The organism is Leucobacter japonicus, assembly GCF_001273855.1.
GTDB classification, from domain to species: domain Bacteria; phylum Actinomycetota; class Actinomycetes; order Actinomycetales; family Microbacteriaceae; genus Leucobacter; species Leucobacter japonicus.
The window spans coordinates 25,604-50,828 of the sequence record NZ_JHBX01000079.1; the positions used below are offsets into that span (position 1 = coordinate 25,604).

Annotated in this window: 24 protein-coding genes and 2 tRNA genes; 9 read left to right on the plus strand and 17 right to left on the minus strand. The window is 62.7% G+C overall.

The window, feature by feature from the left end:
• Positions 1-6: 6 nt before the first annotated feature.
• From AMS67_RS02845 to dnaA, 14 genes are all read right to left on the minus strand, one after another.
• Complete coding sequence (locus AMS67_RS02845) at positions 7-1,158, minus strand: alpha/beta hydrolase (RefSeq protein ID WP_241487969.1); 1,152 nt, start codon at positions 1,156-1,158, stop codon at positions 7-9.
• 72 nt (positions 1,159-1,230) lie between these two features.
• Positions 1,231-2,256: a hypothetical protein gene (locus AMS67_RS02850; RefSeq protein WP_053386021.1), complete on the minus strand. Its 1,026-nt coding sequence runs from the start codon at positions 2,254-2,256 to the stop codon at positions 1,231-1,233.
• On the minus strand, positions 2,253-2,963 hold the full coding sequence (locus AMS67_RS02855; RefSeq protein WP_053386022.1) for a response regulator transcription factor: 711 nt from the start codon (positions 2,961-2,963) through the stop codon (positions 2,253-2,255). The genes AMS67_RS02850 and AMS67_RS02855 overlap by 4 nt, the downstream gene beginning before the upstream one ends.
• Positions 2,951-4,168: a sensor histidine kinase gene (locus AMS67_RS02860; protein WP_053386023.1), complete on the minus strand. Its 1,218-nt coding sequence runs from the start codon at positions 4,166-4,168 to the stop codon at positions 2,951-2,953. Before AMS67_RS02860 ends, AMS67_RS02855 begins: the two co-directional genes overlap by 13 nt.
• A 116-nt stretch (positions 4,169-4,284) precedes the next feature.
• Entirely contained in the window at positions 4,285-5,157 is an 873-nt protein-coding gene (locus tag AMS67_RS02865; RefSeq protein WP_053386024.1) for a DMT family transporter, read from the minus strand.
• A 110-nt stretch (positions 5,158-5,267) separates the two neighbouring features.
• Positions 5,268-5,343, minus strand: a tRNA-Ala gene (locus AMS67_RS02870).
• A 180-nt stretch (positions 5,344-5,523) separates the two neighbouring features.
• A tRNA-Ile gene (locus tag AMS67_RS02875) sits at positions 5,524-5,600 on the minus strand.
• A 97-nt stretch (positions 5,601-5,697) separates the two neighbouring features.
• Positions 5,698-6,105: a DUF3566 domain-containing protein gene (locus tag AMS67_RS02880; RefSeq protein WP_053351422.1), complete on the minus strand. Its 408-nt coding sequence runs from the start codon at positions 6,103-6,105 to the stop codon at positions 5,698-5,700.
• Positions 6,098-8,626 carry a DNA gyrase subunit A gene (gyrA, locus tag AMS67_RS02885; RefSeq protein ID WP_053351549.1) on the minus strand — a complete coding sequence of 843 codons (2,529 nt, stop codon included), beginning with the start codon at positions 8,624-8,626 and terminating at the stop codon, positions 6,098-6,100. The genes AMS67_RS02880 and gyrA overlap by 8 nt, the downstream gene beginning before the upstream one ends.
• A 31-nt stretch (positions 8,627-8,657) precedes the next feature.
• Positions 8,658-10,652 (minus strand): DNA topoisomerase (ATP-hydrolyzing) subunit B, encoded by a 1,995-nt coding sequence (gene gyrB, locus AMS67_RS02890; RefSeq protein ID WP_053386025.1) that lies wholly within the window; start codon positions 10,650-10,652, stop codon positions 8,658-8,660.
• A gap of 203 nt (positions 10,653-10,855) precedes the next feature.
• Complete coding sequence (locus AMS67_RS18085) at positions 10,856-11,347, minus strand: DciA family protein (RefSeq protein WP_053386026.1); 492 nt, start codon at positions 11,345-11,347, stop codon at positions 10,856-10,858.
• Positions 11,340-12,530 (minus strand): DNA replication/repair protein RecF, encoded by a 1,191-nt coding sequence (recF, locus tag AMS67_RS02900; protein WP_053386027.1) that lies wholly within the window; start codon positions 12,528-12,530, stop codon positions 11,340-11,342. The genes AMS67_RS18085 and recF overlap by 8 nt, the downstream gene beginning before the upstream one ends.
• Positions 12,531-12,537: 7 nt before the next feature.
• Positions 12,538-13,680 (minus strand): DNA polymerase III subunit beta, encoded by a 1,143-nt coding sequence (gene dnaN / locus AMS67_RS02905; RefSeq protein ID WP_053386028.1) that lies wholly within the window; start codon positions 13,678-13,680, stop codon positions 12,538-12,540.
• Positions 13,681-14,057: 377 nt separating this feature from the next.
• Positions 14,058-15,470, minus strand: coding sequence for a chromosomal replication initiator protein DnaA (gene dnaA / locus AMS67_RS02910; RefSeq protein ID WP_053386154.1), 1,413 nt, complete (start codon positions 15,468-15,470; stop codon positions 14,058-14,060).
• Positions 15,471-15,944: 474 nt separating this feature from the next.
• Between dnaA and rpmH the strand changes: the two genes are divergently transcribed.
• The 9 genes from rpmH to AMS67_RS02955 are packed head-to-tail and all read left to right on the plus strand — an operon-like array spanning position 15,945 to position 21,355.
• Positions 15,945-16,082: a 50S ribosomal protein L34 gene (rpmH, locus tag AMS67_RS02915; protein WP_010155609.1), complete on the plus strand. Its 138-nt coding sequence runs from the start codon at positions 15,945-15,947 to the stop codon at positions 16,080-16,082.
• A 22-nt stretch (positions 16,083-16,104) separates the two neighbouring features.
• Positions 16,105-16,464, plus strand: a complete 360-nt coding sequence (gene rnpA, locus AMS67_RS02920; RefSeq protein WP_075201202.1) for a ribonuclease P protein component — start codon at positions 16,105-16,107, stop codon at positions 16,462-16,464.
• Positions 16,461-16,769 carry a membrane protein insertion efficiency factor YidD gene (yidD, locus tag AMS67_RS02925; protein ID WP_053386029.1) on the plus strand — a complete coding sequence of 103 codons (309 nt, stop codon included), beginning with the start codon at positions 16,461-16,463 and terminating at the stop codon, positions 16,767-16,769. Before rnpA ends, yidD begins: the two co-directional genes overlap by 4 nt.
• 4 nt (positions 16,770-16,773) lie before the next feature.
• A complete protein-coding gene (gene yidC / locus AMS67_RS02930; protein ID WP_053386030.1) occupies positions 16,774-17,727 on the plus strand; it encodes a membrane protein insertase YidC in 954 nt (317 codons plus the stop codon).
• Position 17,728: 1 nt separating this feature from the next.
• Positions 17,729-18,232 carry a Jag family protein gene (locus tag AMS67_RS02935; RefSeq protein WP_082305247.1) on the plus strand — a complete coding sequence of 168 codons (504 nt, stop codon included), beginning with the start codon at positions 17,729-17,731 and terminating at the stop codon, positions 18,230-18,232.
• Positions 18,233-18,271: 39 nt separating this feature from the next.
• The gene (gene rsmG, locus AMS67_RS02940) at positions 18,272-18,919 is read left to right on the plus strand and encodes a 16S rRNA (guanine(527)-N(7))-methyltransferase RsmG (RefSeq protein ID WP_053386032.1); all 648 of its coding nucleotides are present in this window, start codon (positions 18,272-18,274) and stop codon (positions 18,917-18,919) included.
• Positions 18,912-19,829 carry a ParA family protein gene (locus AMS67_RS02945; protein WP_053386033.1) on the plus strand — a complete coding sequence of 306 codons (918 nt, stop codon included), beginning with the start codon at positions 18,912-18,914 and terminating at the stop codon, positions 19,827-19,829. Before rsmG ends, AMS67_RS02945 begins: the two co-directional genes overlap by 8 nt.
• 4 nt (positions 19,830-19,833) lie before the next feature.
• Positions 19,834-20,844, plus strand: a complete 1,011-nt coding sequence (locus AMS67_RS02950; protein ID WP_053386034.1) for a ParB/RepB/Spo0J family partition protein — start codon at positions 19,834-19,836, stop codon at positions 20,842-20,844.
• A 52-nt stretch (positions 20,845-20,896) separates the two neighbouring features.
• Complete coding sequence (locus AMS67_RS02955) at positions 20,897-21,355, plus strand: SRPBCC family protein (RefSeq protein WP_053386035.1); 459 nt, start codon at positions 20,897-20,899, stop codon at positions 21,353-21,355.
• A gap of 89 nt (positions 21,356-21,444) precedes the next feature.
• Here the strand turns inward: AMS67_RS02955 and trxA are convergent, their stop codons facing one another.
• The 3 genes from trxA to AMS67_RS02970 all read right to left on the minus strand — a co-directional run bounded on the left by trxA (position 21,445) and on the right by AMS67_RS02970 (position 25,197).
• A complete protein-coding gene (gene trxA / locus AMS67_RS02960) occupies positions 21,445-21,768 on the minus strand; it encodes a thioredoxin (RefSeq protein WP_053351434.1) in 324 nt (107 codons plus the stop codon).
• A 27-nt stretch (positions 21,769-21,795) separates the two neighbouring features.
• Positions 21,796-22,749 carry a thioredoxin-disulfide reductase gene (trxB, locus tag AMS67_RS02965; RefSeq protein WP_053351435.1) on the minus strand — a complete coding sequence of 318 codons (954 nt, stop codon included), beginning with the start codon at positions 22,747-22,749 and terminating at the stop codon, positions 21,796-21,798.
• Positions 22,750-22,848: 99 nt separating this feature from the next.
• Positions 22,849-25,197, minus strand: a complete 2,349-nt coding sequence (locus AMS67_RS02970; protein ID WP_053386036.1) for a DUF6049 family protein — start codon at positions 25,195-25,197, stop codon at positions 22,849-22,851.
• Positions 25,198-25,225: the final 28 nt, after the last annotated feature.

Below are 25,225 nucleotides of genomic sequence, written 5' to 3' on the forward strand. Positions count from 1 at the left end.
CCGAGCCTAGTCGGTCGTGCCCTCCGCAGCCTTCGACCGCGCCGACGGCGGCGGTCGCTGAACGCTTGAGCTCGCTGCCACGGGGCCGGGGCCCGCTTTGCTCCGCGCCCACCCCGTGAGCCATCGATCCATCCGCGCGAAAGCTTCGGCCCGCACCTCTGCTCGTGACAGGAAGACGTCGTGCAGGGCACTATCCAATCGTTCGACGGTGAGAGAACTGCCCAGATGCAGCGCGGCTTTCGCGACCTCGTCGACGTCGAGCACCGTATCCGCAGCCGTCAGCGAAGGATCCCATCGCAGTGGCAACGCAGATCGTGCCGAGAGCAGCATCAGAATCGGCGCGTGCAGATGCAGCCCTCGATTCACCTGCGCATGTCCCGCGAGAATCGCCCGCAACCATCCGTTCACCACCGTATGGCTGCGATCCGGGCGCCACGTCGTGTTGACCAGGTCGAGCTCCTCGCGCGGCCCCACCTCGCGCTGTGCCCGCGAATAGAACCCTGAGTCGAACTGCGGTGCCGCATCGCGCAGGTTGAAGCGCGCACGCAGATTCACGAGTGGCGCAATCATCTGCCGCCCCGCGCCGCTGAGTTGAAACTCGAGCCACGGGCTGTTCAAAATAAGGCCGTCCGCGCGACCCGGATGCGCTGCAGCCCACAGACTCAGCACGAGGCCGCCGGTCGAGTGCCCCAAGAGTAGGAGTCGACGACGCCCACGCTGCGGTCGATCGGAGCTGGCGGGCTCCGCACCGATGATCGTGAGCGCCTGATCGATCTCGAGGTCGTAGTCCGTCAGATCCTCGATGTACCCAGCCGTTTGCCCCTCGCGCAGACTGCGTCCGTACTTGCGGAGGTCAAGGGCGAAGAAGCGTGCTCCTCGATCCGTCCAGAATCGCGCCAGACTGCGCTGGAAGAAGTAGTCGGACCATCCATGCACATAGAGCACGTCAACGCCTTCCAGGGGTCGTGGACGGCTCGTGAGACGCTCAAAGAATCGACGCCCAGCGGGGAGGGATCGCACGAGCGTGGCAACCAACGGGCCTTCTTCATCGCTGCCGAGGTCGATCTCATGACATTCGAATCCCGGCCCGAGCACGTCGGGCCGCCATTCGGGTGACACCTCCGACGCCTCCATGCCGCCCAGTGTACGGTGCGGCATGGAGGCGTGGGTGTGGGGTGAAGCGTGCGCGACCGAGCCACAGGCTTGAGAGGCCCCGCTCAGCAGCACGGCTCAGCGCAGTGTGACCTGGGCCGCTTCCGCCCGCACCGAGATCACGTGCTTCGATTCCTGGTCAACGGTCAAGCGGTTGTCGATCTTGCCGAGCTCAGACTGCTCGTCGACGCGGTAGTCGCCGGCTGGCAGGCGCAGTACTGCGCTTCCGGTGCTGGCTTCGACATCGACGCGATTCGGCAGCGTTCCGGTGAGCTCGAGCTTCGCAGAACCGGCTTCGACGCCGAGGTCGAGCGTCGCGACGTCCGCGAGAGCAACGTCTGCCTTCCCAGCTTCGAGATCAAGCGAGAGCGAGCGAGCGCTGCCGTCAAGCCGCAGTTCTCCCGCTTCGACATCGACATCGAACCCGCGGTAGGTACCGTTGGCGGTCAAGGTGCCACCCTGCAGCGATGCCTCGACGTTGAGGCTCTGCTCATCATCCATCCACTGCGGCAAGGTCAGTGTTGCGGTCGCGCCGCCAAACCCGCCGGATCCGCAATTGACGAAGCAGCCGGAGACGAGCCCGCGATCCGGCGTCTCCACGGTGAGTTCCGTGCCTTTGACCCCGAGCACCCATGCATCGGCCCGCGGGCCCGACACCTCGAGCTGCGCCTCGGCGACGTCAGCGAATTGCAATGTGAATGCCGCCGCCTCGATGTCGAGATCAAGCGAGGTGACCTCCGTCACGTCAACGGTCTGCGTCACCTGCCCATCTGCGTCGCTCATCGTCGTGGCGCCGGATCCTTCGGTGCCCAGGGTCTCGTCGAAATCGCCGCCATCAACGAGCGATTCGACCATGCTGAAGCGATCTGGCGCGAGCACTGCATAGGCGGCCGAAGCCCCCACGCCGAGCAGCACGAGACCACCGACTGCAGCAGTCACAGCGACGATCGTCGCCGTCGCGGTGACGGTTTTCGCCGCGCCTGGGCGCGCACCCGGCTGCGCACCCGGTGCTGCCGCGGCGGGCATCTGAGGCTGGGGTGCCGGCTGCGCTGATGGTTGTGGCGTGTGCTCCGGCGGGTTCTGGGGTGAGTACTGATCGGTCATGCGGGGGCTCCCGTCTGCGGGTTCTGTGATGACGTGTCGTTGGGCTGACCGGTGGCGGCGCCGTAGCTTTCGAAATGAGCGATGGCGGCGAGCACCCGTCGATTGCCGCCCTCGTCGGGTTCGAGCCCGAGCTTCTGGAAGATCGCCGTGATGTGTTTCTCGACACTGGCTTCCGAGAGGAACAGCAGCGATGCGATCGCCTGGTTCGAACGCCCCTCGGCCAGCGCGGCGAGCACGGTGCGCTCCCGTTCCGTCAAAGCCCGCATGCGATCATCTCGCGAACGACGAGTGAGGAGTTGCGCCACCACTTCAGGGTCGAGCACTGTGGCACCATCGGCGATGCGCTGCACCGAGTCGATGAACTCCCCCACGTCGGCGACGCGATCCTTCAGCAGATAGCCAAAGGCCCCGCCCTGCGCCGCGATCAACTCGCTTGCGTAGCGCTCCTCCACGTACTGCGAGAGTACGAGCACCGGCAGCCCCGGTCGCGTGCGGCGCAGCTCAAGCGCCGCGAGAATCCCCTCGTCGGTAAATGTCGGCGGCAGCCGCACGTCGAGAATGCAGAGTTCAGGATCGGCCTGTGCCACTGCGGCCATGAGCGTCGTCGCATCAGGAAGCGCCGAAACGACCTCGTGCCCTCCGTGTTCGAGCAGTCGTACGAGCCCTTCGCGCAGCAGTACGGAATCTTCGCAGATCAGGATGCGCATGGGACACTCACCTCCAGTGCGGTCGGCCCGCCCTGCGGGCTTTCGAGTCGAGCGGTGCCGCCGGCGGCCAGCACGCGGTTCATGATGCCGTCGAGGCCACCGCCGGGCGTCACCTGTGCGCCGCCGATGCCGTTGTCTTCGACGCGTGCCCACAGTTGCGGGCTCGCGGGGTCGTCGGCGCGCACACGCACGAGCACGCGCGCCTCACTGGCTCGTGAGTGCTTCGCAGCGTTGGTCAGTGACTCTGCGATCGCGAAGTACACCGCAGCCTCGGCGTCACGACTGAACCGTTCGACGAGGCGCACGTCGAGGTGCACCGGAATGTGCGACCGCGCGGCGAGCGCGGAAAGCGCAGCGTCGAGCCCTCGATCGTCGAGCACCGACGCATAGATCCCCCGCGCCAGCTGGCGCAGCTCGGTGATCGCCGCTTTGGTCGAGGTGTGCGCCTCGGCGACGAGCAGCTTCGCCGCGGCCGGGTCGCTTTCGATCTTCTCCTGCGCAAGACCCAGTGTCATTCCCACGGATACAAGCCGCGGTTGCACGCCGTCATGCAGATCGCGCTCGATGCGTGTGCGCTCGACGTCTGCGGCACGAACCGCGCCCTCGCGCTGTTGCTGTGAGACGCGAGCTTGTTCAACGAGCGCCTCATCTGTGACCCCGGCTCCGATGATCGCGATCGACACGATGCGGTGCAGCAGCACGATGCCGAGGATTGCTGCGGCACTGAGCAGCATGCCGACGACCCCGGGCTGCCACCAGATCGAGAACGTGCGAAAGACCGACAGCAGTGCGTGCACGAACCCCTGAACGAGCGCCAAGACCGCAACACCCATGGCGCTCGAGATCGCGAAATTTGCGAACGATCGCCACATGCGCCCATCAATGGATTGCCGCAGTACCGATCCGAACCAGGCACCGAACCCGTGTCCGCGAAGGGGCTGCCACGTCGGTGCAATCACGGGAATTCGGTAGAGCCCACCCACACGTGCAGTTTCGAACCACGCGATGCCGAAGAGGGCGTACACCAGCGCGACCAGCAGAATCAGGCCGATACCGATGATCAGCATGCCGATGCCGGTACCGATCATCGTGAGCAGGAGGAGCGTGACGGTGAAGCCGACCATACCGAGCGCGGCAAGATGCAACGCGGTGAGCGCGAGACGGTAGGGAGGCCTCACTGAGCGCGAGACGGGAGAACTGGTCATGCTCCTACGGTAGAGCGTGCGTCAGACACCCGGGCAGCCGGGCAGCCCGAGACTCGTATTCGGGTTTTCCCGAATCCACCTGCGATGACCGCACTCGCGTGGGCTGCGGTCGCCGCTCAAGAACCAGTCACGCGCCGTGATGCGACGACATCGATCACACATGCGGCGCACCCCAGCACGAGCGCGGCACCGATGGCGAGGTCGAGCGGTTCGCCCAGCATCGCCCACGACCCGATCGCCGCGAGTGCCGGGATGATGGCGAACACGATCGATGCCCGACGTGCACCGGCTCGTCCGATATAGGCCGCGTATGCCGTGGTGCCCAGAAGTCCCACAATCGTCACTGCGGCGAGCAGCACCCACGTGGTCGCACCGGGTGCCACATATTCGTCATTCATGAGGAGCAGGACACCGGCGAATGGCAGCGAGGCAGTCACTCCGATCGCCGTGAACGACACCGGTGACACGCCCTGGAGCGTTCTCCCCTGCCAGACCGAGCCGACCGCAAGACCGACGAGCGCGATCAGCGCCGCGAAGACTCCGCTGCCGAGCGATGGATCTCGCAAAATCCGCGGCAAGCAGGCCAGCACTACCGCAACCATCGCGATCGCAACCGCCAGGTAGACGAGCGCGGGTTCCCGGCGCCGACTGATCACACCGCTCAGGATCGTCACGAGTACCGGGTTCATCGCGATCATCAACGCGGTCACCCCTGCCCCCACGCCATGACTCATCGCCCAGTACGCCCCGAGAAACTGGGCGCCCTGCACCAAGACGCCGGCGCCGGCCGCGTGCCACCATGTGCTCCCCTGCGGGAGCGCACTGCGGAGTGCTGCGACTGCGACCCAGGCGATGACCGCCGTCGCGCCGAAACGGAGCAGTATCAGCAGAAACGGGCTCATTCCACGTAATGCCAGAGCACCCAGCGGATAGTTCAGCGCGATCAGTACCGCGGTGGTGCCGAAGAGCAGGGAGGAATTCGCACGCATGCTTCTAGCTTGTCGCTCGTGCTCGCCCCGCAGGAAACCGGGAACGGCGTGTATCGAGCACTTCACTGGTAAATCAGAAAAGCCGGCCCGCGAGGGGCCGGCTTTCGAAGTGGTGGATCCTGGGAGAATCGAACTCCCGACATCCTGCTTGCAAAGCAGGCACTCTACCAACTGAGTTAAGGACCCGAGTGAGTGAACACTCATTGTCTCTGGCCTGTGACCATGACAACTCGCACTACTTTACTCGATCTATCCAGCCAATGCAAAAGCGGCCGGTTCGGCGTGGCGCGTGACGCACGGTCTCGCTCGTGCGCGGCCCGGAAAGCACGAAATCCCCGCTCACTGAGCGGGGATTTCGTGTGGTGTTGGTGGGGCTACCAGGACTTGAACCTGGGACCTCTTCATTATCAGTGAAGCGCTCTAACCACCTGAGCTATAGCCCCTCGACCAAGCAATGACTCTACCTGAACTCCAGGCAAATCCGAAATCGACCTGGAATACCGGGCGTGGCCCGACCCGATTTGGGTCGGGCGTCACGACTCAGTTGCTCGTGAATCCGAGCTGGAACCCACCGAGCACGCGCACCAGCAGGTTGTAGACGAGCGAGCCGACCGCGCCGAGTGCCGTTCCCACAATGATGTTGAGAATGCCCACTACGACGGAGAAACCCAGTACCTGAGGCAGACCGATGATCTTCATCAGGCTGTTCTCTTCACCGACGATGTCCATGAAGAGCTCGTCGACCTGCGCGAACACGCCTGTCTGCAGCAGCACTGTATAGATCAGCACCGTCGCGACAACGCTCACGATGGCGAAACAGATCGCCACCAGGAAGGAGAACTTCACAGCCGACCAGAAGTCGACATAGACGAGCTTCAGCCGAACCTGCTTCGCCGGCGCCTTCTTACGGGTCTTTTTCGCCAGTTTGTCGGCGACAGTGTTACTCATTCAGGTCTTCCTCATTTTCCGCGTTCTCGGACCCGGGGGCCCCGGACTCGTCGTCGTCGAGCCCACGCTCCGAATTGCGCGCGATGCCAATGATACGGTCCTGCTCTGGGAATCGCGCGAAGACGACGCCCATCGTATTTCGGCCCTTCGCGGGAACTTCGGCAACGCTTGAGCGCACTACCTTACCGCTCGCCAGCACCGCGAGCACCTCGTCCGTGGCCTCGACGATCAGCGAACCGACCAGGTCACCACGATTCTCATCGAGTTTGGCGACCTTGATGCCGTATCCGCCTCGCTGCTGCACGCGATACTCGTCGACGGCGGTGCGTTTCGCATATCCGCCTTCGGTGACCACGAAGACGAATCCCCCGGTCTCATCGATGCGCGAAGCTGCGAGCAGCGCGTCGCCCTCGCGGAAGTTCATGCCACGCACGCCACTGGTCGAACGCCCCATCGGGCGGAGAGCCTGATCAGAAGCGGTAAATCGCACGGACATTCCCTGCTTCGACACGAGCAACACGTCATCACTCGACTCGGCAATCAGTGCAGAGACGAGCTCATCGCCGTCGCGCAGCTTGATCGCGATGATGCCGCCCGTTCGATTCGTGTCGTACTCGGTGAGCGCAGTCTTCTTGACAAGACCATCGCGTGTTGCGAGGACCAGGTACCCCGCTGCGGCGAAATCGCGGACATCTAGAATCTGCGTGACCGACTCGTCTGGTGCGAGCGCGAGCAGGTTCGCCAGGTGCTGGCCCTTCGCGTCGCGGCCGCCCTCAGGGATCTCGTAGGTCTTCGCGCGGTACACCCGGCCGGTGTTGGTGAAGAAGAGCAGCCAGTGGTGCGTCGTCGTAACGAAGAAGTGCTCAACGATGTCGTCAGCACGCAGTTGCGCACCCTTGACACCCTTGCCCCCGCGGTGCTGCGAACGGTAGTTGTCGATACGGGTGCGCTTAACGTAGCCACCTCGTGTGACCGTGACGACCATCTCCTCTTCAGGGATGAGGTCTTCCATCGACATGTCACCGTCGTAGCCGTGCATGATCGCGGTACGTCGTTCGTCTCCGAACTTCGCGACGATCTCGCCGAGCTCTTCGATCACGATCGCACGCTGTTGCGCGGGCGACGCGAGAATGCCCTGGAACTCGGCGATTTGCGCCTCGAGCTTGGCAGCGAGTTCCAGAATTTTCTGGCGTTCCAGTGCGGCGAGGCGTCGCAGCTGCAGACCGAGGATCGCGTCTGCCTGGATCTGATCGACGTCGAGCAGCGACATGAGCCCCTCACGGGCCTCATCGACTGTCGGGGAGCGACGAATGAGTGCGATGACCTCATCGAGTGCATCGAGAGCTTTGAGGTAGCCGCGCTGGATGTGCGCCTCGGCTTCAGCCTTCTTGAGGCGGTATTCGGTACGCCGAACGATCACTTCGATCTGGTGCTTCGCCCATGCCGAGATGAATCCGTCGATGGCGAGCGTGCGCGGCACACCATCGACGATGGCCAGCATGTTCGCTCCGAAGTTCTCCTGGAGCTGCGTGTGCTTGTACAGGTTGTTCAGCACAACCTTGGCGATGGCGTCGCGCTTGAGCACGACGACCAGACGCTGACCGGTACGGCCACTCGACTCATCGCGGATATCCGCGATGCCCTGAACCTTGTTGTCCTTGACCAGATCTGCGATCTTGACGGCAAGATTGTCGGGGTTCACCTGGTACGGCAATTCGGTGACGACCAGGCACGTACGGCCCTGGATCTCCTCGATGTTGACCACCGCACGCATCGTGATGGAGCCTCGGCCCGTGCGATATGCCTCGCGGATTCCCTTGGTGCCGAGAATCTGAGCCCCGGTCGGGAAGTCGGGCCCGTGAACGCGCTCAATCAGAGCCTCGAGCAGTTCTTCACGGGTCGCGTCGGGGTGCTCCAGGTGCCAAATCGCGCCTTCGGAAACCTCTCGGAGGTTGTGCGGCGGAATGTTGGTGGCCATACCGACGGCGATGCCGACGGAGCCATTGACGAGCAGATTCGGGAACCGAGCGGTCAGAACCGTCGGTTCCTGGGTGCGGCCATCGTAGTTGTCCTGGAAATTGACCGTTTCCTCGTCGATGTCGCGCACCATCTCCATGGCGAGCGGGGACATCTTGGTTTCGGTGTATCGGTGCGCAGCCGCGCCGTCGTTACCGGGTGAGCCGAAGTTGCCCTGTCCCAGTGCGAGGGGATAGCGCAGCGTCCACGGCTGCACGAGACGCACCAGCGAGTCGTACACTGCCCCGTCGCCGTGCGGGTGGAACTGTCCCATGACATCGCCGATGACACGGGTGCACTTCGAGAATGCCTTATCGGGCCGGTACCCTCCGTCGTACATCGTGTAGATCACACGGCGGTGCACAGGCTTGAGGCCATCCCTGACATCAGGGAGCGCTCGACCCACGATGACACTCATCGCGTAATCGAGGTAAGACCGCTGCATCTCGAGTTGCAGGTCGACCTGGTCGATCTTGCCGTGGACGGCGGTTTCCCGCTCCTCGATCTCGTCGGCCGCGGTTTCGGGGGTCTGATTCTCAGATGTCAAGGAAGCGCACGTCCTTCGCGTTCTGCTGAATGAAGCTGCGTCGCGCCTCGACATCTTCGCCCATGAGCGTGGCAAAGATTTCGTCTGCGGCCGCAGCGTCTTCCATCGTGACCTGCAGCAGCGTGCGGGTCTCGGGGTTCATCGTGGTCTCCCACAGTTCTTCATGGTTCATCTCGCCGAGGCCCTTGTAGCGCTGGACACCGCTCTCCTTGAGCAGTCGGCGTCCGCTTTCGGCACCCGCAGCCAGGCTCACGTCACGCTCTCTGTCGCTGTAGACATATTCGTGCTCGGCGTTCGCCCACTTGATGCGATAGAGCGGCGGCTGGGCAAGGTAGACATAGCCGAGATCGATCAACGGACGCATGTACCGGAACAGCAAGGTGAGCAACAACGTGGTGATGTGCTGCCCGTCCACATCGGCGTCGGCCATGAGCACGATCTTGTGATAGCGCGCCTTGTCAGGTGTGAACTCTTCACCGATTCCTGCACCGAAAGCGGTAATCATCGCTTGGACCTCAGCGTTGTTGAGCGCCCGGTCGAGCCGTGCCTTTTCAACGTTGAGAATCTTTCCACGGAGAGGCAGGATCGCCTGCGTGTGCGGGTTGCGCCCGGTCTTGGCGGATCCGCCTGCCGAATCGCCCTCGACGATGAAGATCTCTGACACCGAAGGGTCCTTGCTCGTGCAGTCCGCGAGCTTGCCCGGCATGCCACCGGACTCGAGCAGTCCCTTGCGTCGGGCCGTCTCGCGCGCTTTACGCGCCGCAAGACGTGCGGTGGCCGCTTGAATGGACTTCCTGATGATGTCTTTGGCGGGCCCGGGGTTGCGCTCGAACCAATCTCCGAGCTGATCGCCGACCACCTTCTGCACGAAGGCCTTGGCTTCAGTGTTGCCCAGCTTGGTCTTGGTCTGGCCCTCGAACTGCGGCTCCCCCAGTTTGACGGAGATGACCGCGGTGAGCCCCTCACGCACATCGTCACCGGAGAGATTGTCGTCTTTCTCTCGGAGGATGTTCTTCTCACGCGCATAGCGGTTGACCAGCGTCGTCAGCGCGGCACGGAACCCCTCTTCGTGGGTGCCACCCTCGTGCGTATTAATCGTGTTGGCATACGTATGCACACTTTCGGTGTAGGCCGTCGTCCACTGCATCGCGATCTCAGCTGCGATCTGACGGTCGGTGTCTTCGGCTTCGAAAGCGATGATCTCGTCGTTGACCAGCTCAGCGCGCTTCGCTGCGTTGAGGTGCTGTACGTAGTCTTGAATGCCATTCTCGTACATGAACTCATCATGCGGAGCCGGCGCGGCAACGAGCTCTCCGGCCTCATTCTCGACCATCTCTTGCTCGCGCAAGTCGGTGAGCGCAATGCGGAGGCCTTTGTTCAAGAAGGCCATCTGCTGGAATCGAGTACGGAGGGTCTGATAGTCGAACTCGACCGTCTCAAAGATCTCTGCACTCGGCCAGAATGTGATGGTCGTGCCGGTCTCTTCCGTCGCCTCACCTGGCGCCAACGGCGCATCCGGGACACTTCCGGTGAACGACATGTTCCACGTGAAACCTTGGCGCTTGACGGCCACAGTGAAACGGCTCGACAGGGCATTCACCACGGATGAGCCGACACCGTGTAGGCCGCCCGACACCGCATATCCCCCGCCGCCGAACTTGCCGCCCGCGTGGAGAACGGTGAGCACGACCTCAACCGTGGATTTTCCCTCGGTAGGGTGCTCATCAACGGGGATGCCGCGCCCGTTATCGATGACACGAACCCCACCATCTGCGAGAATGGTGACGTCAATGGTGTCGCAGTATCCTGCAAGCGCCTCGTCAACGGAGTTGTCGACGATCTCATATACCAGATGGTGGAGTCCTCGAGGCCCGGTTGAACCGATGTACATGCCAGGCCGCTTGCGAACCGCCTCAAGACCTTCGAGCACCTGAATCGCTCCGGCACCGTATTCTTCTGCAGCGGCGGCCTGTTCTGAACTCATACTTTGAAAGATCCTTCTCTGGGCGTCTCAGGGCGCGATCGAGCCCTGGATACTTCCGCACACCAGCTTACCAAGAAAGCACTCTCTAAAGGGGCGCCACGGCCCGTTATGGCGCAATTAAGAGAGGGGATCGTCCCCACCTGCACAATCAGTCGCCACAATGCACGCACGAATAGCCTCGTACCGAACGTCTCGGGCGTCCTCTACCCATAGGTGTCGCGTGGTCCACGCCCCGGAACCGTACGCGGCCCATGGCGCCATGACGGCGCGCCTGGTGCGAGAAAGCGCAAGTCGCTGATCTCTGAGTCGGGGTACTCCAGGAGCAGACGCGTCAGCATTTCAGCTCGGAGTCGTCTCAGTTCTGTCGCCCAGGTGGTCGAGTTGCATTGAATCTGCAGCACACCGTGACTGATGCCGATGACTTCAGTGTGCTCCGCAGTCGCCTCCCCCACAAAATCGGACCACTCCCCGATCACGCGGGCTTGCTCGAGCTCAACATTCCAGCCCATCTCGACGGACATCGTCACCAGTACATCCGATAGCGTGCGCGGATCGCGACCGAAACCGAAGGGGCTCCCTCCCAGAGCGTCTGACTGTCCCGATACACGGCGTCGACGCTGCGGTACACCTCGCCACACCGACTTCGCCCGCAAATATGCGTCAGTCGCGAAAGGAACGTCAGGTGCCTCACGCATGCTGATCAGTATCCTGATCAGATTCGACGGGTACGATCTCCCCACCCTCGATGTGCGTTCGGAACCACTGCAAATCCTGTGGAACGTCGGATTCAACCGCCGCAGTCACAATCACCTGCTCATACTCCCCGACTGCTGCCATGAGGCGGGTACGACGAGACGCATCAAGTTCCGCAAAAACATCATCCAAGATAATGACTGGGTCGCCGGCGGTGGACTCGGTCCGTAGGAGTTCCGCGAGCGAAAGCTTGAGTGAAAGTGCGTACGACCAAGATTCACCATGGCTGGCGTAGCCTTTGACGGGTAGCTGATTGAGTGTGCACACCAGGTCATCACGATGCGGACCAATGAGCGTGACACCGCGGTCAATTTCTTTCACCCGAACGAGATCCAACGCCTCGCGGAACTCTTCACCCAACGTTTCACGTGAAACGCTGGCACTATCGAGCATCGACGAGGTTTCACGTGAAACACGATCCGAGCGAAGGGTGTCGCGCATGGATTCCTGCATCGACAAGCCAGGGGCGTGATCTGCACCAACAAGCGCCTCGTATCCCAGCTGCAATGGCGGAGTGAGATCACGAAGCAGCTCACGTCGCGCGAGCATGATCTGCGAACCGAGCTCGATGAGCTGTGCGTCCCAAATCGGAAGGGTGCTCTCGATCGCACGAAGCGAGCCACGGCTCGACTTGAGTAACGATGTACGTTGCCGAACTACCTTTTCATAGTCAGCCAGCACACTTACGGCCATCGGATGGCGTGCAACCAGTGCGTCATCGAGGAATCGGCGACGTCCTGAGGGCTCTCCACGAACGATAATGAGGTCTTCGGGGGCGAATGCCACCGAAGAAAACCACCGAGTCACCTCGCGCGGACGAACCGAGTTGCGGTTCACCTGGGCACGATTTGCGCGATCACGATTGACCTGCACCTCGAGCAACACATCGCGTTCACCCGCTTGGAGTCGCATACGCGCAACTGCGGCGTCTGCGCCAGCTCGAACGAGTGCTGCGTCACCCGTCACTCGGTGCGAGCGTAGAGAAGCGAAGTATCCAATCGCTTCGACGAGATTCGTTTTTCCCTGCCCATTGCGACCGATCAGAAGATTTGGGCCAGCATGCAGGGTCAGTTCTGCTTCCTCGTAGTTGCGGAAGTCTCTCAGCGATAGATGCGCGACACGCATCTATCGCCTATCGAAGGAGCAGGTTCGGCTGCAACAGGTAGCGGAAGCTCTCTTCATCAGCATCTTCCTTGCTCCGCTGGCTGGTAATCAACACAGGCCCCGGCTTCCCCGGATTGTCCGTGCGGGTGAAGGCCACTCGAGCGAATTCTGCGTGCGTCGAGCGAAGTCCATCGAGCAAGAACTGCGGCTTCAGCGAGACCACCATCTCTTCGCCGACCAGATGTGCGTCCACTGTCTCCACAGCCTGTGCCGACTCGGTGCCCGCGGCCTCGAGCGTCACCGTGCCTTCTGCGAACGAGAAGCGCAGCGCTGCTTCGCGTTCAAGGACCAATCCCACGCGGCCGACGGCTTCAACGAGCTCAGAAGTGCTGATCACCGCATAATTATCAACGCTCTCCGGGAACAAGCGCCCGACCGGGGGGTAGTTCCCCTTGATCAACAATGAGGTCACCGTCTTGGTACCGCCGGTGAATGCAATGAGTTCACGATCGGCATCCTTGATGATGGTGACCTGCACCACGCCGTCCCCCGAGAAGGTCTTGCCGACCTCGGTCACGATCTTCGAGGGGACCAGGGCCGTCAGTGACTCCTGAGCATCGCGGTGCTCCCAATCGATGCTGCGCGTTGCAACGCGGTAACGATCTGTAGCGGTCAGCGTCAGCGAGTTCTCGTTAATCTCGAACTGCACGCCAGTGATCACCGGAGTGACATCGTCCTTCGACGCAGCCAGCGATACCTGAGCGATAGCGTCTGAGAACACATCTGCGGGAACGGACCCGGACACCTCATCGATGCGGGGCACCTGCGGGTACTCTTCGACGGGCATCGCCGGCAGGCTGAATGACGCTGAGCCGCAACGAACTTCGACACGGCTATCGATCAGCGTGACCTCGACGTCAGAGTGGGGAAGACGCTGAGCGATTTCACCGAGCAATCGACCGGAAACCAGAGCGCGACCCGCATCTGCGACCACAGCGGTAATCGATGTACGCGCGGAGACCTCATAGTCGAACGATGAGACTGTCAACTGGTCGCCATCGGCTTCAATCAGCGCACCGCTCAGCAATGGCTGTGTCGGGCGTTGGGGAAGCAGCTTGACAGCGAACGATACGGCTTCGCTGAACACGTCACGATTGACGGTGAAACGCATCTGACTTCCCTCCGCACGCGAACTGGGTCGCGTATCTGTTCCGGTTCACAATCTTTGCATACTCCGTAGGGGCGAGCATTCTTGTGAAGCCATACACCGCGGAAGTCGTTCGCGTGATCGAGTGCCCGTTAAAAATGAGAGGGATGTTAACAGTGTTAACGTCTGTGGATTGTGTGGATAACTCGAGACATCGCAACTCTAGGCAGGGAACTACACGCTTGTAGCTTGTGGAGGAGCGGTGCATAGATCCCGATCCTTGAGATTTTCCAGCAACCGGCCCGATCTGCTCGACTCACAGGTCCGGCGAATTCATGCACAAAAATTGTCGAGTTCTCCCCAACTATCCACATGTGAATGAATTCTTGTGGATAACTTCCCTACCGCGTGCCTTGCTTGATGCGGGTGGTCAATTCGGTCACCTGGTTGTAGATCGAACGCCGTTCAGCGATGAGCTGCGAGATCTTCTTGTGCGCGTACATCACCGTCGTGTGATCACGTCCACCGAAGAGTTGGCCAATCTTGGGCAACGACAGCGGGGTCAACTCGCGGCACAGGTACATTGCGATCTGACGCGAGGTTGCGATCTGCTGCGCACGCGTCGGTCCGTACAGGTCATCGACCGAGAGATCGAAATACTCGGCGGTCTTATTGATGATGTCGGAAGGCTGAACCTCGTTGTCGGCATCGAGGGTGATCAAATCCTTCAGCACGGTATGCACCAACTGCATATCGATGCGTTGCTGGTTGAGGCTCGCATAGGCGGTGACGCGGATCAACGTGCCCTCAAGCTCGCGAATATTCGATGAGAACTTGCTGGCGATGAACTCGAGGATGCTGTAGTCGATCTCGAGATTCTCACGCTCCGCCTTCTTCCGAAGAATGGCGATACGCGTCTCAAGGTCGGGAACCTGAATATCGGTCAGGAGGCCCCACTCGAAGCGCGAGAGCATGCGCTCTTCGAACCCGCGCAGCTGCTTCGGCTGCACATCGCTCGTGATGACCACCTGCTTGTTGTGGTCGTGAAGGGTGTTGAACGTGTGGAAGAAAGCCTCTTGGGTCTCAACCTTGTCTTCGAGGAACTGGATGTCGTCGACGAGCAGAATGTCGACGCTGCGATACCGCGCATGAAACGCCGCGCCCTGGTTGTTGGCGATCGAGTTGATGAAATCGTTTGTGAAGTCTTCAGAACTCACATAACGAACACGCACATCCGGGAACAGCTCACGCGCATAGTGTCCGATGGCGTGCAGCAGGTGGGTCTTCCCCAAACCGGAATCCCCGTAGATGAAGAGGGGGTTGTACGCGCGGGCCGGAGCTTCGGCGACCGCGACTGCGGCGGCGTGTGCGAAGCGATTGGACTGGCCGATCACGAAGCTGTCGAATCGATACTTCTCATTGAGCCGGCTGTCGAGCACTTCATCCACACCGTGGCGTCGGCGAGGCTCAGCAACTGGACGTGATGATTCAGCCCGACTCGGTTCGAATCCTCCGAAGCCCCCATCGAAATCTGGCATGGGCTCCGGCGTCGGTGCGACCCGAGGCTCGGGCGACGGTTCCGGATCAATATCAGGATGTGCGTCTTCATCGACGATCACCACGAAGTTTTCGATCTCACGAGCCTCAGGAATGTTCGCAATGGCCGTCATGATCGCCGGGCGCAAGCGGTTCTCCAGGAGCTTCAAGGTGAAATCCAGCTGGACCGCGAGATACAGCGTCCCCGCTGCGATACCACGGGGAAGCGCCAGCGCAAGCTGCGCTCCCACGGCGGGGCCCACTGCCGGATCCCCCATCACCGCCTGAGTGACTCGTTCCCAGACTTCCTGAAGCTCGTCCTCGGTCACGTGACTCCTGCCTCAAAATTCTTCCGAACGGAACCTGGTTATACCCAGGCTTATCCACAGCCAATCGGACAGAGTTTCGCGGAAATACAGCAGACTGCAGCCGTGTGGAAATGCTTGCGCCAACGTTAGTCACAGATTTGTCCACAGGCAAGTCCACCGGTCAAAGTTGCACGATTTCACCGCAGTTGGTGCTGGAGCGTAGGAGAACATGCCGCACGATACGCTTGACAACTTTGACGGAACGGCATGAAGCGCGTAGAGTAAAGACCTTGTATGGGTAGCTCGTAACACGCGAGCGCGTAGTCGTATGCCCACCGACGAACAACATTCATCGGTGAACGTGCGAACGCGAGCTGCCAACATCCGACTTCCTCGACGCTCAGACGCTCGGGGATCTATTCCATAAGTCACGGAGCCTTCACTATGAGCAAGCGTACCTTCCAGCCCAACAACCGCCGCCGCGCAAAGGTGCACGGTTTCCGTGCCCGTATGCGCACTCGCGCCGGCCGCGCCATCGTTGCAGCTCGTCGCGGCAAGGGCCGCTCGAAGCTCACCGCGTAATTTCTGCACCCCGAACTCGATCATGCCCGCAAGGCGCAATCGTGTCACCCGGGGTGAGGACTACCGGCGCACTCTTCGTGCCGGCCGCCGCGTGGGTGGTGCACTGTGCATCACCCACGCGGTTTTGCGTTCAGGTGAAGACACCCCAGCGAGGTATGGCTTCATCATTTCCAAGGCCGTGGGGAACGCGGTCACGCGAAATCGTGTACGCCGCCGAATGAAAACTGTCGTCGAGCGACAGATCGCCGGCGGGGCCACCGGAATCGATGTCGTCTTTCGTGCGCTCCCTGCGGCAGCGGACGCGAGCTTCGCCGAGCTCGAACACGAGATGACGCGGGCCATCGCTCGGATCACCTCGCCCAAAGAAGCAGCCCGCACATGATCCAAATCGTTCATGAGGTTTGGCTGCTCCCCCGAAATGCGGCGATCGCCTGCATGCACGCGTATCGGCGTCTCGTCTCGCCACTGTACGGCGAAGTGTGCAGGTATTATCCATCGTGTTCCAGATACGCTGTGGAGGCGTATCAACTTCGCGGCTTCACCGTCGGAACCGCGCTCACTGCGTGGCGCTTGCTGCGCTGCAATCCTTTCACCGCCGGCGGCGTCGATGATGTCCCTCCGCGCGCGCATGCACACTACGTGACCAACACCCGCGGCTTCGTCCGCCCCATCGAGCGAAAGGCTTAACCCGGTGGACTTCTTCGAAACAATTCTCTGGCCGCTTCGCTGGCTCGTCGAGCTCGTGCTCGCGGTCTGGCATCAGGCGTTCACGTGGATCGGTATGGATCCCGAATCCGGGCTCACCTGGGTGCTCTCGATCATCGGACTCGTCGTCGTGGTGCGTTCGGCACTCATCCCGGTGACCGTGCGACAGATCAAGTCGCAGCGTCGCATGATGGATCTTGCCCCGGAGATGAAGAAGATCCAGGACAAGTACAAGGGCAAGAAAGATCAGTTCTCTCGCGAAGCCATGAGCCGCGAGACGATGGCGCTGTACAAGAAGCACGGCACGAACCCGTTCTCTTCGTGCTTGCCGATCCTGATTCAGATGCCCGTCTTCTTCTCGCTCTTCTACGTGTTGCGCCACGCGGCCGACAACTCGGTGGGCATCGGCTTCATGACCAAGGAGCTCACGAACAACTTCAACGCGGCGTCGCTGTTCGGCGCACCGTTGAAGATGACCTTTACCCAGGGCTGGGAATCTGGCAACTGGACCGTGGTCGTGCTGCTCGGCATCAACGTCATCTTGATGATCGGCTCGCAGTTCTTCACCCAGCTGCAGATCATGTCGAAGAACGTCTCGGATGAGACGAAGAACTCGCCGATGTACCGCCAGCAGCGCATCCTGCTGTACATCATCCCGTTCGCCTTCCTCTTCTCGGGCGTCGCATTCCCCCTCGCGCTCAACGTGTACTGGTTCACCTCCAACCTGTGGACGATGGCGCAGCAGTTCATCGTCATCCGCAACATGCCGACTCCCGGCAGCGATGCGTGGCGTGAACGTCAGGCGCGACTGAAGGCCAAGGGAAAGCTCACCGACGACGAGAAGCGCGCCCAGGCGCGCGGCGAAGAGATCATCGCTCTCCCGGAGGGCCAGCGTCAGCAGCCCCTGAGCTCCAAGCGTGCGAAGAAGAAGGGCAAGTAGCGTGACCGCTGAAACGACGACTCCCGAGTCGGAGACCGAAGAGCTGAGCCTGGCCGATCTCGAGTCAGACGGTGACCTTGCCGCCGACTACATCGAGGGCCTGCTCGATATCGCCGACCTTGACGGAGATATCGACATCGACGTTGCCAATGGTCGTGCCTACGTTTCGGTGACGGGCGGCGGCGCGGATCTCGATCGGATCGCCGGCCCGGATGCGGTTCAGGCACTGCAGGACCTGACGCGACTCGCCGTGCAGGCCAAGACCGGCCGATTCTCTCGGCTCATCGTCGATGTCGGTGGATCGCGCGACGCCCGAGCCATCGAGCTCAAGCGCATGGTCGATGGTGCAGTCGCTCAGATCGTTGCCGGGCGCAGCACTGTTGAACTTGAACCCATGTCATCGTACGAGCGGAAGCTCGTGCACGACGAGGTCGCATCACGCGGCTACCACTCCGAGTCGCGCGGTGAAGGCCGCGATCGCCGACTCGTGATCAGCGCCGCCTGAATTCGCACTCGTTTCACGTGAAACTCCGGGAGGAGCCCCATGTCCGGTGACGTGGTCATCGAGCAGGAACCCGCGGCTGCAGCAGAGATTGCCGGAGACCGCATTGAGTTGCTGCGAGCCTTTGCTGCAGATCTCGGTGGGCGAGGTGAAGAGCTGGGCCTCATCGGCCCGCTTGAAGCCCCTCGCCTGTGGACACGTCATCTACTCAACAGTGCCGTGCTCGCACCGCTCATCCGCACTGGAGCACAGGTTGCCGACATCGGCACCGGGGGCGGCATGCCCGGACTGGTACTGGCCATCGTGCGGCCCGATGCACACTTCATCTTCATCGAACCCATGGAGCGTCGCTGCGCCTGGCTGCAGGAACAGATCGACTCCCTCAGGCTGACGAATGCCGAAGTGCGCCGGGGGCGTGCCGAGGAATACCACGATGCGTTCGAGGTCGACCAGATCACGGCGCGTGCGGTCACAGCTCTCCGCAAGCTGGTGCCGTTGACCGCTCCCCTGCTCGTCGACGGCGGGGAGATGCTGTTCCTCAAGGGGGCATCTGTCGAGGCCGAGATCGAGAACGCGGAGAAAGCGCTCCGCAAGTATCGGGTGCGCGACGTTACCGTCGAAGAGCTCGGCGCAGGATTGCTGGCTGAAACGACGCGCGTCTTTCGGGCTAAAATCGTGAGACATGGCTGAAGCGGAGAAATCGCTCGTCGGCGACCACCTCGTCGACAAGATTCGGCGACGGCGCAAACTCGCGGAGACCGTGTCGCCACTTCCCGATGCGACGCGGATCATCACCGTGTCGAACCAGAAGGGTGGCGTCGGAAAGACGACAACGACCGTCAATCTCGCTTCGGCACTCGCACGACGCGGCGCGAATGTGCTCGTGATCGACATGGACCCGCAGGGCAATGCATCCACAGCCCTCGGAGTGCCGCATCGGCCAGAAATCACGAGCATCTATGACGTGTTGCTCGGCGATGACGACATTCCTGATGCCCTGCAACCGACAACGGACCACGAGAATTTGTGGTGCGTTCCGTCCACGATCAACCTTGCGGGTGCCGAGATCGAACTCGTCTCGTTGGTTGCACGTGAACAGCGACTGCGCACGGCACTGCAGAACTTCCTTGAAACCTCGGAGCGCACGTACCACTACGTCTTTATCGATTGCCCGCCGTCACTGGGGCTGCTGACCGTGAACGCATTCGTCGCCGCAGACGAAGTTCTGATTCCCATTCAGACCGAGTACTACGCGCTCGAGGGTCTGAGTCAGTTGCTCGGCAACATCCAGCTGATTCAGAAGCACCTCAATCCGGGGCTGCGCATCTCGACGATTCTGCTCACGATGTACGACGCCCGCACGAATCTCGCTCAGGAGGTCGCCGGGGAAGTGCGGGCCCACTTCCCCGAGCAGGTACTCGGAGCGATCATCCCGAGATCCGTGAGGATCTCGGAGGCTCCGAGCTACGGCCAGACGGTGCACGCCTATGATGCGGCATCGATCGGAGCACTTGCATACCTCGAAGCGGCTGCCGAGATGGCGGACCGCGGAGCAGGCGCGCCGGTGGCAGCTGGCACTCACGAAGACGGAAAGGCGTAACGGAATGGCGACGAAGAAACGAGGCGGCCTCGGGCGCGGTATCGGCGCGCTCATTCCGCAGTCGCCGTCGACGGGCGAACGCCCGGTTGACGTCTTCTTCCCGGCGAGTTCGACGCCGGTCGACGCCGAGAGCACGGCTGCGGCGACCGCACCTCAGGATGTCGCACCGAATGCCGCTGACGAACAGCTGCAAGAGGTGCCCGGTGCCCGCCTGACTCGACTCGATGTCAGCGACATCGTGCCCAATCACGTGCAGCCGCGTACCGAGTTCGACGAGCAGGCGCTCGATGAGCTCACGCACAGCATCCGCGAGTTCGGGGTGTTTCAGCCGATCGTGGTGCGTGCCATTGAGCCGGTGCCCGAGCAGGGGCCGCGATATGAACTCATCATGGGTGAGCGTCGACTCCGTGCGTCGAAGCGCGCTGAACTCGAGACGATTCCCGCGATCGTGCGCAGCACCGCCGATGAGCACATGCTCCGAGATGCGCTGCTCGAGAACCTGCATCGCGCACAGTTGAACCCGCTCGAAGAAGCATCGGCGTACCAGCAGTTGCTCGCCGACTTCGGCATCACCCAGGAGCAGCTCGCCGAGCGCATCGGACGGTCGCGACCGCAGATTTCCAACACGATTCGCCTGTTGCGTCTCCCCGAGACGGTGCAAGCGCGGGTTGCTGCCGGAGTGCTGTCAGCGGGGCACGCTCGAGCGATCCTGTCACTCGATGGCGACATTGATGCCATGCAGCGTCTCGCCGACAAGGTGGTGAACGAGGGCCTGTCTGTGCGCGCCGCGGAGTCTGCCGCAGCTGATGAGCCGAAGCGCCGCGGGCCGAAGGCTCGGGCCGGCGGCGTGCAGGCGCAGCTGGGTGAGATCGCTGATCGTCTCGGTGACCGTTTCAATACGCGAGTCGCGGTGAAGCTCGGTGCGAAGAAGGGGCAGATCGTCATCGACTTCGCCACGATCGCTGATCTGAAGCGCATCCTTTCCGATCTCGGCGACCCGGGGTTCGGCGCATAACGTTCACGAGGGTGCAGCTTCGCACAGCCTCCGGGTGTGTTTGACTGTCGTCATGAGCGAAGATTCCCGAATTGTCACGGCTGAGCGAGTCGTCTCCGCCGATGCCGCTGCACTGTTTGAACTGATCGCCGACCCGTCGCGGCAACCCGAGTGGGATGGCAACGACAACCTCAGCGAGGCCGCAGACGGCCAGCGGGTGCACGGCATCGGCGACGTATTCGTGATGCACAACACTGGCGGTCACGTGCGCGCGAATCATGTGGTCGAGTTCATCGAGGGCCGCCTGATCGCGTGGAAGCCGAGCCCGGTGGGCGAAGCGCAACCCGGGCATCTGTGGCGATGGGAACTCGAACCGGTCGGCGATGGCATGACGCTGGTGCGGCACACCTACGACTGGAGCGGGCTCACCGACGAAAGTCGATTCGAGCGTGCGCGATCCTTCACCGCAGATGCGCTCCGTGCCTCGGTGGATCGTCTGGCCGAGCTCGCAGAGACGATCGTGCACGACTGAGCTGCTCTGAGCGCAGCACCTGCAGAAACGGCTGTGGCCGGGAACCCGATCGGGATCCCGGCCACAGCCGTTACACAGCGCGAGTGCGCTCAGATGATGCCGTTGAGGTGCTCCTCGATCATGGGCTTCGGCATGGCGCCGATGATCTCGCGCACCTCTTCGCCGCCCTTGAAGACCTTCATCGCGGGAATTGAGGTGATGCGGAACTGAGCCGCGAGGTTGGGGTTCTCATCGACATTGAGCTTCGCGATGATGATCTTGCCCTCTTGCTCGGCGGCGATCTGGTCGAGCACCGGCGCGACAGCGCGGCACGGGCCGCACCACTCGGCCCAGAAGTCGACGAGCACGGGCACGTCGCTCTGGAGCACGGCCTGCTCGAAATTCTGCTCGTCTACGGTGATTGCGTTGGACACGATAACTCCTTCTGACAGTTCTGCTGGTTAGACGGCGGCGAGAGCGGTGTGCTCGGCCTGCTCGCGTGCGGCGAGGTAGTGCTCCGCATCGAGCGCGGCGACCGTTCCGGATGCCGCGGCGGTGATGGCTTGGCGGTACGACGGGTCGATGACGTCGCCCGCGGCGAAGACACCGGGCGACGAGGTGCGTGAGGTGCGCCCCTCGACCGCGATGGTGCCGTCTTCCGTGAGATCGAGCTTGCCGTGCACGAGGTGCGTGCGGGGGTCGTTGCCGATCGCGATGAACAAGCCTTCGAGCGCGAGTTCGCTCTCGGTGCCGTCGACGGTGTCGCGCAGGGTGACGCCGCTGAGCTGCTCGTCTCCGTGAATCGCGGCGACCTCGGAGTTCCACACGAACTCGATCTTCTCGTTGTCGAATGCGCGCTGCTGCATGATCTTCGACGCCTTGAGCTCTTCGCGGCGGTGGATCACGTAGACCTTGTCGGCGAAGCGGGTGAGGAACGTGGCTTCTTCCATCGCGGAGTCGCCGCCGCCCACGACCGCGATCGTCTTCTCGCGGAAGAAGAACCCGTCGCAGGTCGCGCACCACGAGACGCCGTGACCGGAGAGGCGATCCTCATCGGAAATGCCGAGCTTGCGGTACGCCGAACCGGTCGCATAGATCACGGTGTGGGCTTCGTGAACGGAACCGTCGCCGGCGGTGACGCGCTTGATCTCGCCGCTGAAGTCGACCTCGGTGATGTCGTCGTAGACGACCTCGGTGCCGAACTTCTCCGCTTGCTCCTGCATCTTCTGCATGAGGTCGGGGCCCTGCACCCCCTCCGGGAAGCCGGGGAAGTTCTCGACCTCGGTGGTGTTCATCAGCTCGCCGCCGATGCCGACGGAACTTGCGAAGAGCACGGGCTGCAGGCCGGCGCGCGCAGCGTAGATTGCGGCGGTGAACCCGGCGGGGCCGGATCCGATGATGATGATCTGGTGCATGAGGCTCCTTGCACACCGGTGACGGAATTCGCGGCCTGGGCCGCTCGGTGGGTACAACCCATCCTAGGCGCGCGGTATTCCTGCCGCCTCGGGGTGCGCTCAGGCGTCACCGGTGGGCGTGGCTGCGGGATCGCCGTGCCAGTCGCGGCGTGCGCGTCGACGGCGGATACTGCGCCAGATGCCGAATCCGAGCAGGGCTGCGGCGAGGATGCCCAGCACCCAGAACGCGATGGTCTCGACACTGCTGCGAATGGTGATCGAGAGCGTTCCGGTGAAGACGGTGTGGGTGCCGTCGACCGTCGAGATGCCGACGACCAGACCTGATTCGCCCGAGGAGACGCGACTGCGCACGGGCACGAGTACCCGTTCATTGGCCTCGGCCGAGACGAGGACGTCGGCAAAGCGTCGCTCGCTCACGGAGAGGGCCGCCGATGCCGGATCGACCTGCACGGTGACGACTGCATCGAACGGGAGTGCGTTCTTGATCTGCACGGGAACTCGCGTGGAGCTACCCACGAGCTGAATGTGCTCCGTGCTGATGGCCTGCACGCCGTCGAGCAATTCGGCATCGCGTGCGCGGAACGTGGCCGCGACATCGGTGAAGTCGACGTCGGTGTCGGCGTACCGAGTGGCGAAGAGTTCGAGGAGTCGGGTGCGCTGGTATCCCGACAGGTACTCGGGGTGCACGAGCACGGCGCCGACTTCGGCGACGGAGGCCTCCCGGTTGGCGGCGGCTCGCAGCTGTTCAAGGCGGTCTTCAGACGGGCCTGATTTGGCGAGGCGTGCGCTGCCGACGGGCTGATCTGCCACGGCGGTCGGTGTCGCCCAGGTGAAGCGGTCGAGCGCATCGAGCAGGGTCGCAGGGTCCGCGGCATCGCCGACGGCACCGCGGTCGAGACCGATGACCACGCCGGTGGAACCGGACTGCGCCTCGATGACCAGCCGTGCGGCGAGGTCGGTGAGCCCGGCTGAGCGCTCGGTCTCTGAGGTACCCGCGAGTGCTCGGCGCGCAGCCGAGTCGAGGCCGGCATCGGTGACGGTTGCTTCCGCGTCGCCGAGTGCGGCACGGGGTCCGCCGGTGCGGGTGACGGCGTCCGAGCTCAACACGAGATTGTTGATGCCACTGCTTTCGAGCAGCTCAAGTGTTTCGGAATCGGCGCGTCCGCCGGCGGGCCACGCGGTTGCGGCGGTTTCTGCGGGCCACTCCAGCAGCTCGGTGAGTTCCGGGAGCGTGACGTCGGGCTCGTCGGCATCGACCGGCGAATTCTCGTCGTCCGCGTTCGCCTCCTCACCTGCATCCGGTGTGGGAGTCGGTGACGGGGTGCTGCTCAGCGAGGGCGTACTCGTGCCGCTGTCGCTGCCCGACGCATCTGATGATTGACCGGAGGAGTCGCCAGAGATATCGGTGCTCACGTCCGGGAAGGTGCCGAATCGCGATACGAAGTCGAGGCTGGTGGGTTCAAGCAGCGAGGTGAACCCGAGGGCCGCCTGAGCAGCGGGGTCGGCATCGGCGAACTGGAGCAGGAACGACGGCAGCGCGGTCGACTCGAGGCGACCCAGTAGCAGCTGCGCACTGCGCGGTGCATCGTCTCCATACGCGCGAATCCCCGCGATGATGCGGGGATCGATCGCGATCGTGGCGCGGTGCGACCGGGCCGCAGTGAGCAGACGATCCCAGTTGCGCGAGAGTTCGTCGAGCTGCTGCCGGGTGGGCAGGGTGCGGATGTCGGAGGGCAGCACGAATGGCACGATGAGGCTCGTGGGCACGGTAGCTTCGCCGGCCCCGCGCCAGACGAGCGGGGTGGTCGCGATGAGGTCGCCCGGTGATTCGGGTTCGCCGTCGTCGAACTCCGCAGGCCCCGATGCTGGAGCCTCGGCGAACGCCAGTGTGCCCTGTACGCGATAGACGCCGGCGTCCGACGACGCGGTGAGCGGCAGCTCGGAGCGCGGCACCGCGATCGTCGTGGTCTGTTCTTCCCCCGCACCCGTCGTGCCGATTTCGGCCGTGCCGATGGCCATGGCAACGCCGGGCGATTCGTCGTCAAGTTCGGTGAGCGCGTCAAGTTCGGTGAGCGCATCGAGATCGGCGAGGGGCCGGGATCCGATGACGAGTGACAGTTGCCCAGCGGGCAGGTCGACCTCACCGGTATTGCGCACGAGCACACTGAACTGCACGTCGTTCGTGCCGGGCTCGAGCACGGTGTCTTGCGGCGCGATGACGAGATCGGCACTCGGCGTCGCAGCGTCTGAAGCCTCGGAACCGGCCTGCTGCTCGGTCTGCCATTCGGCCGGTTGCGCAGCCGCTTCGGGCGATCCGACACGAACCCCAACCGCAGCAGCCGACGCCGCCGTCACCGGAACGGCCCCGAGGAACCCGCCGAGTGCGACTGCGGCGGCGAGTCCCCAGGCGCCGGCGACGCGACGGGAAACTCGGGGCAGAGAAGGCATAGCGCCAAGTGTAGGGAACGGGGTCGTG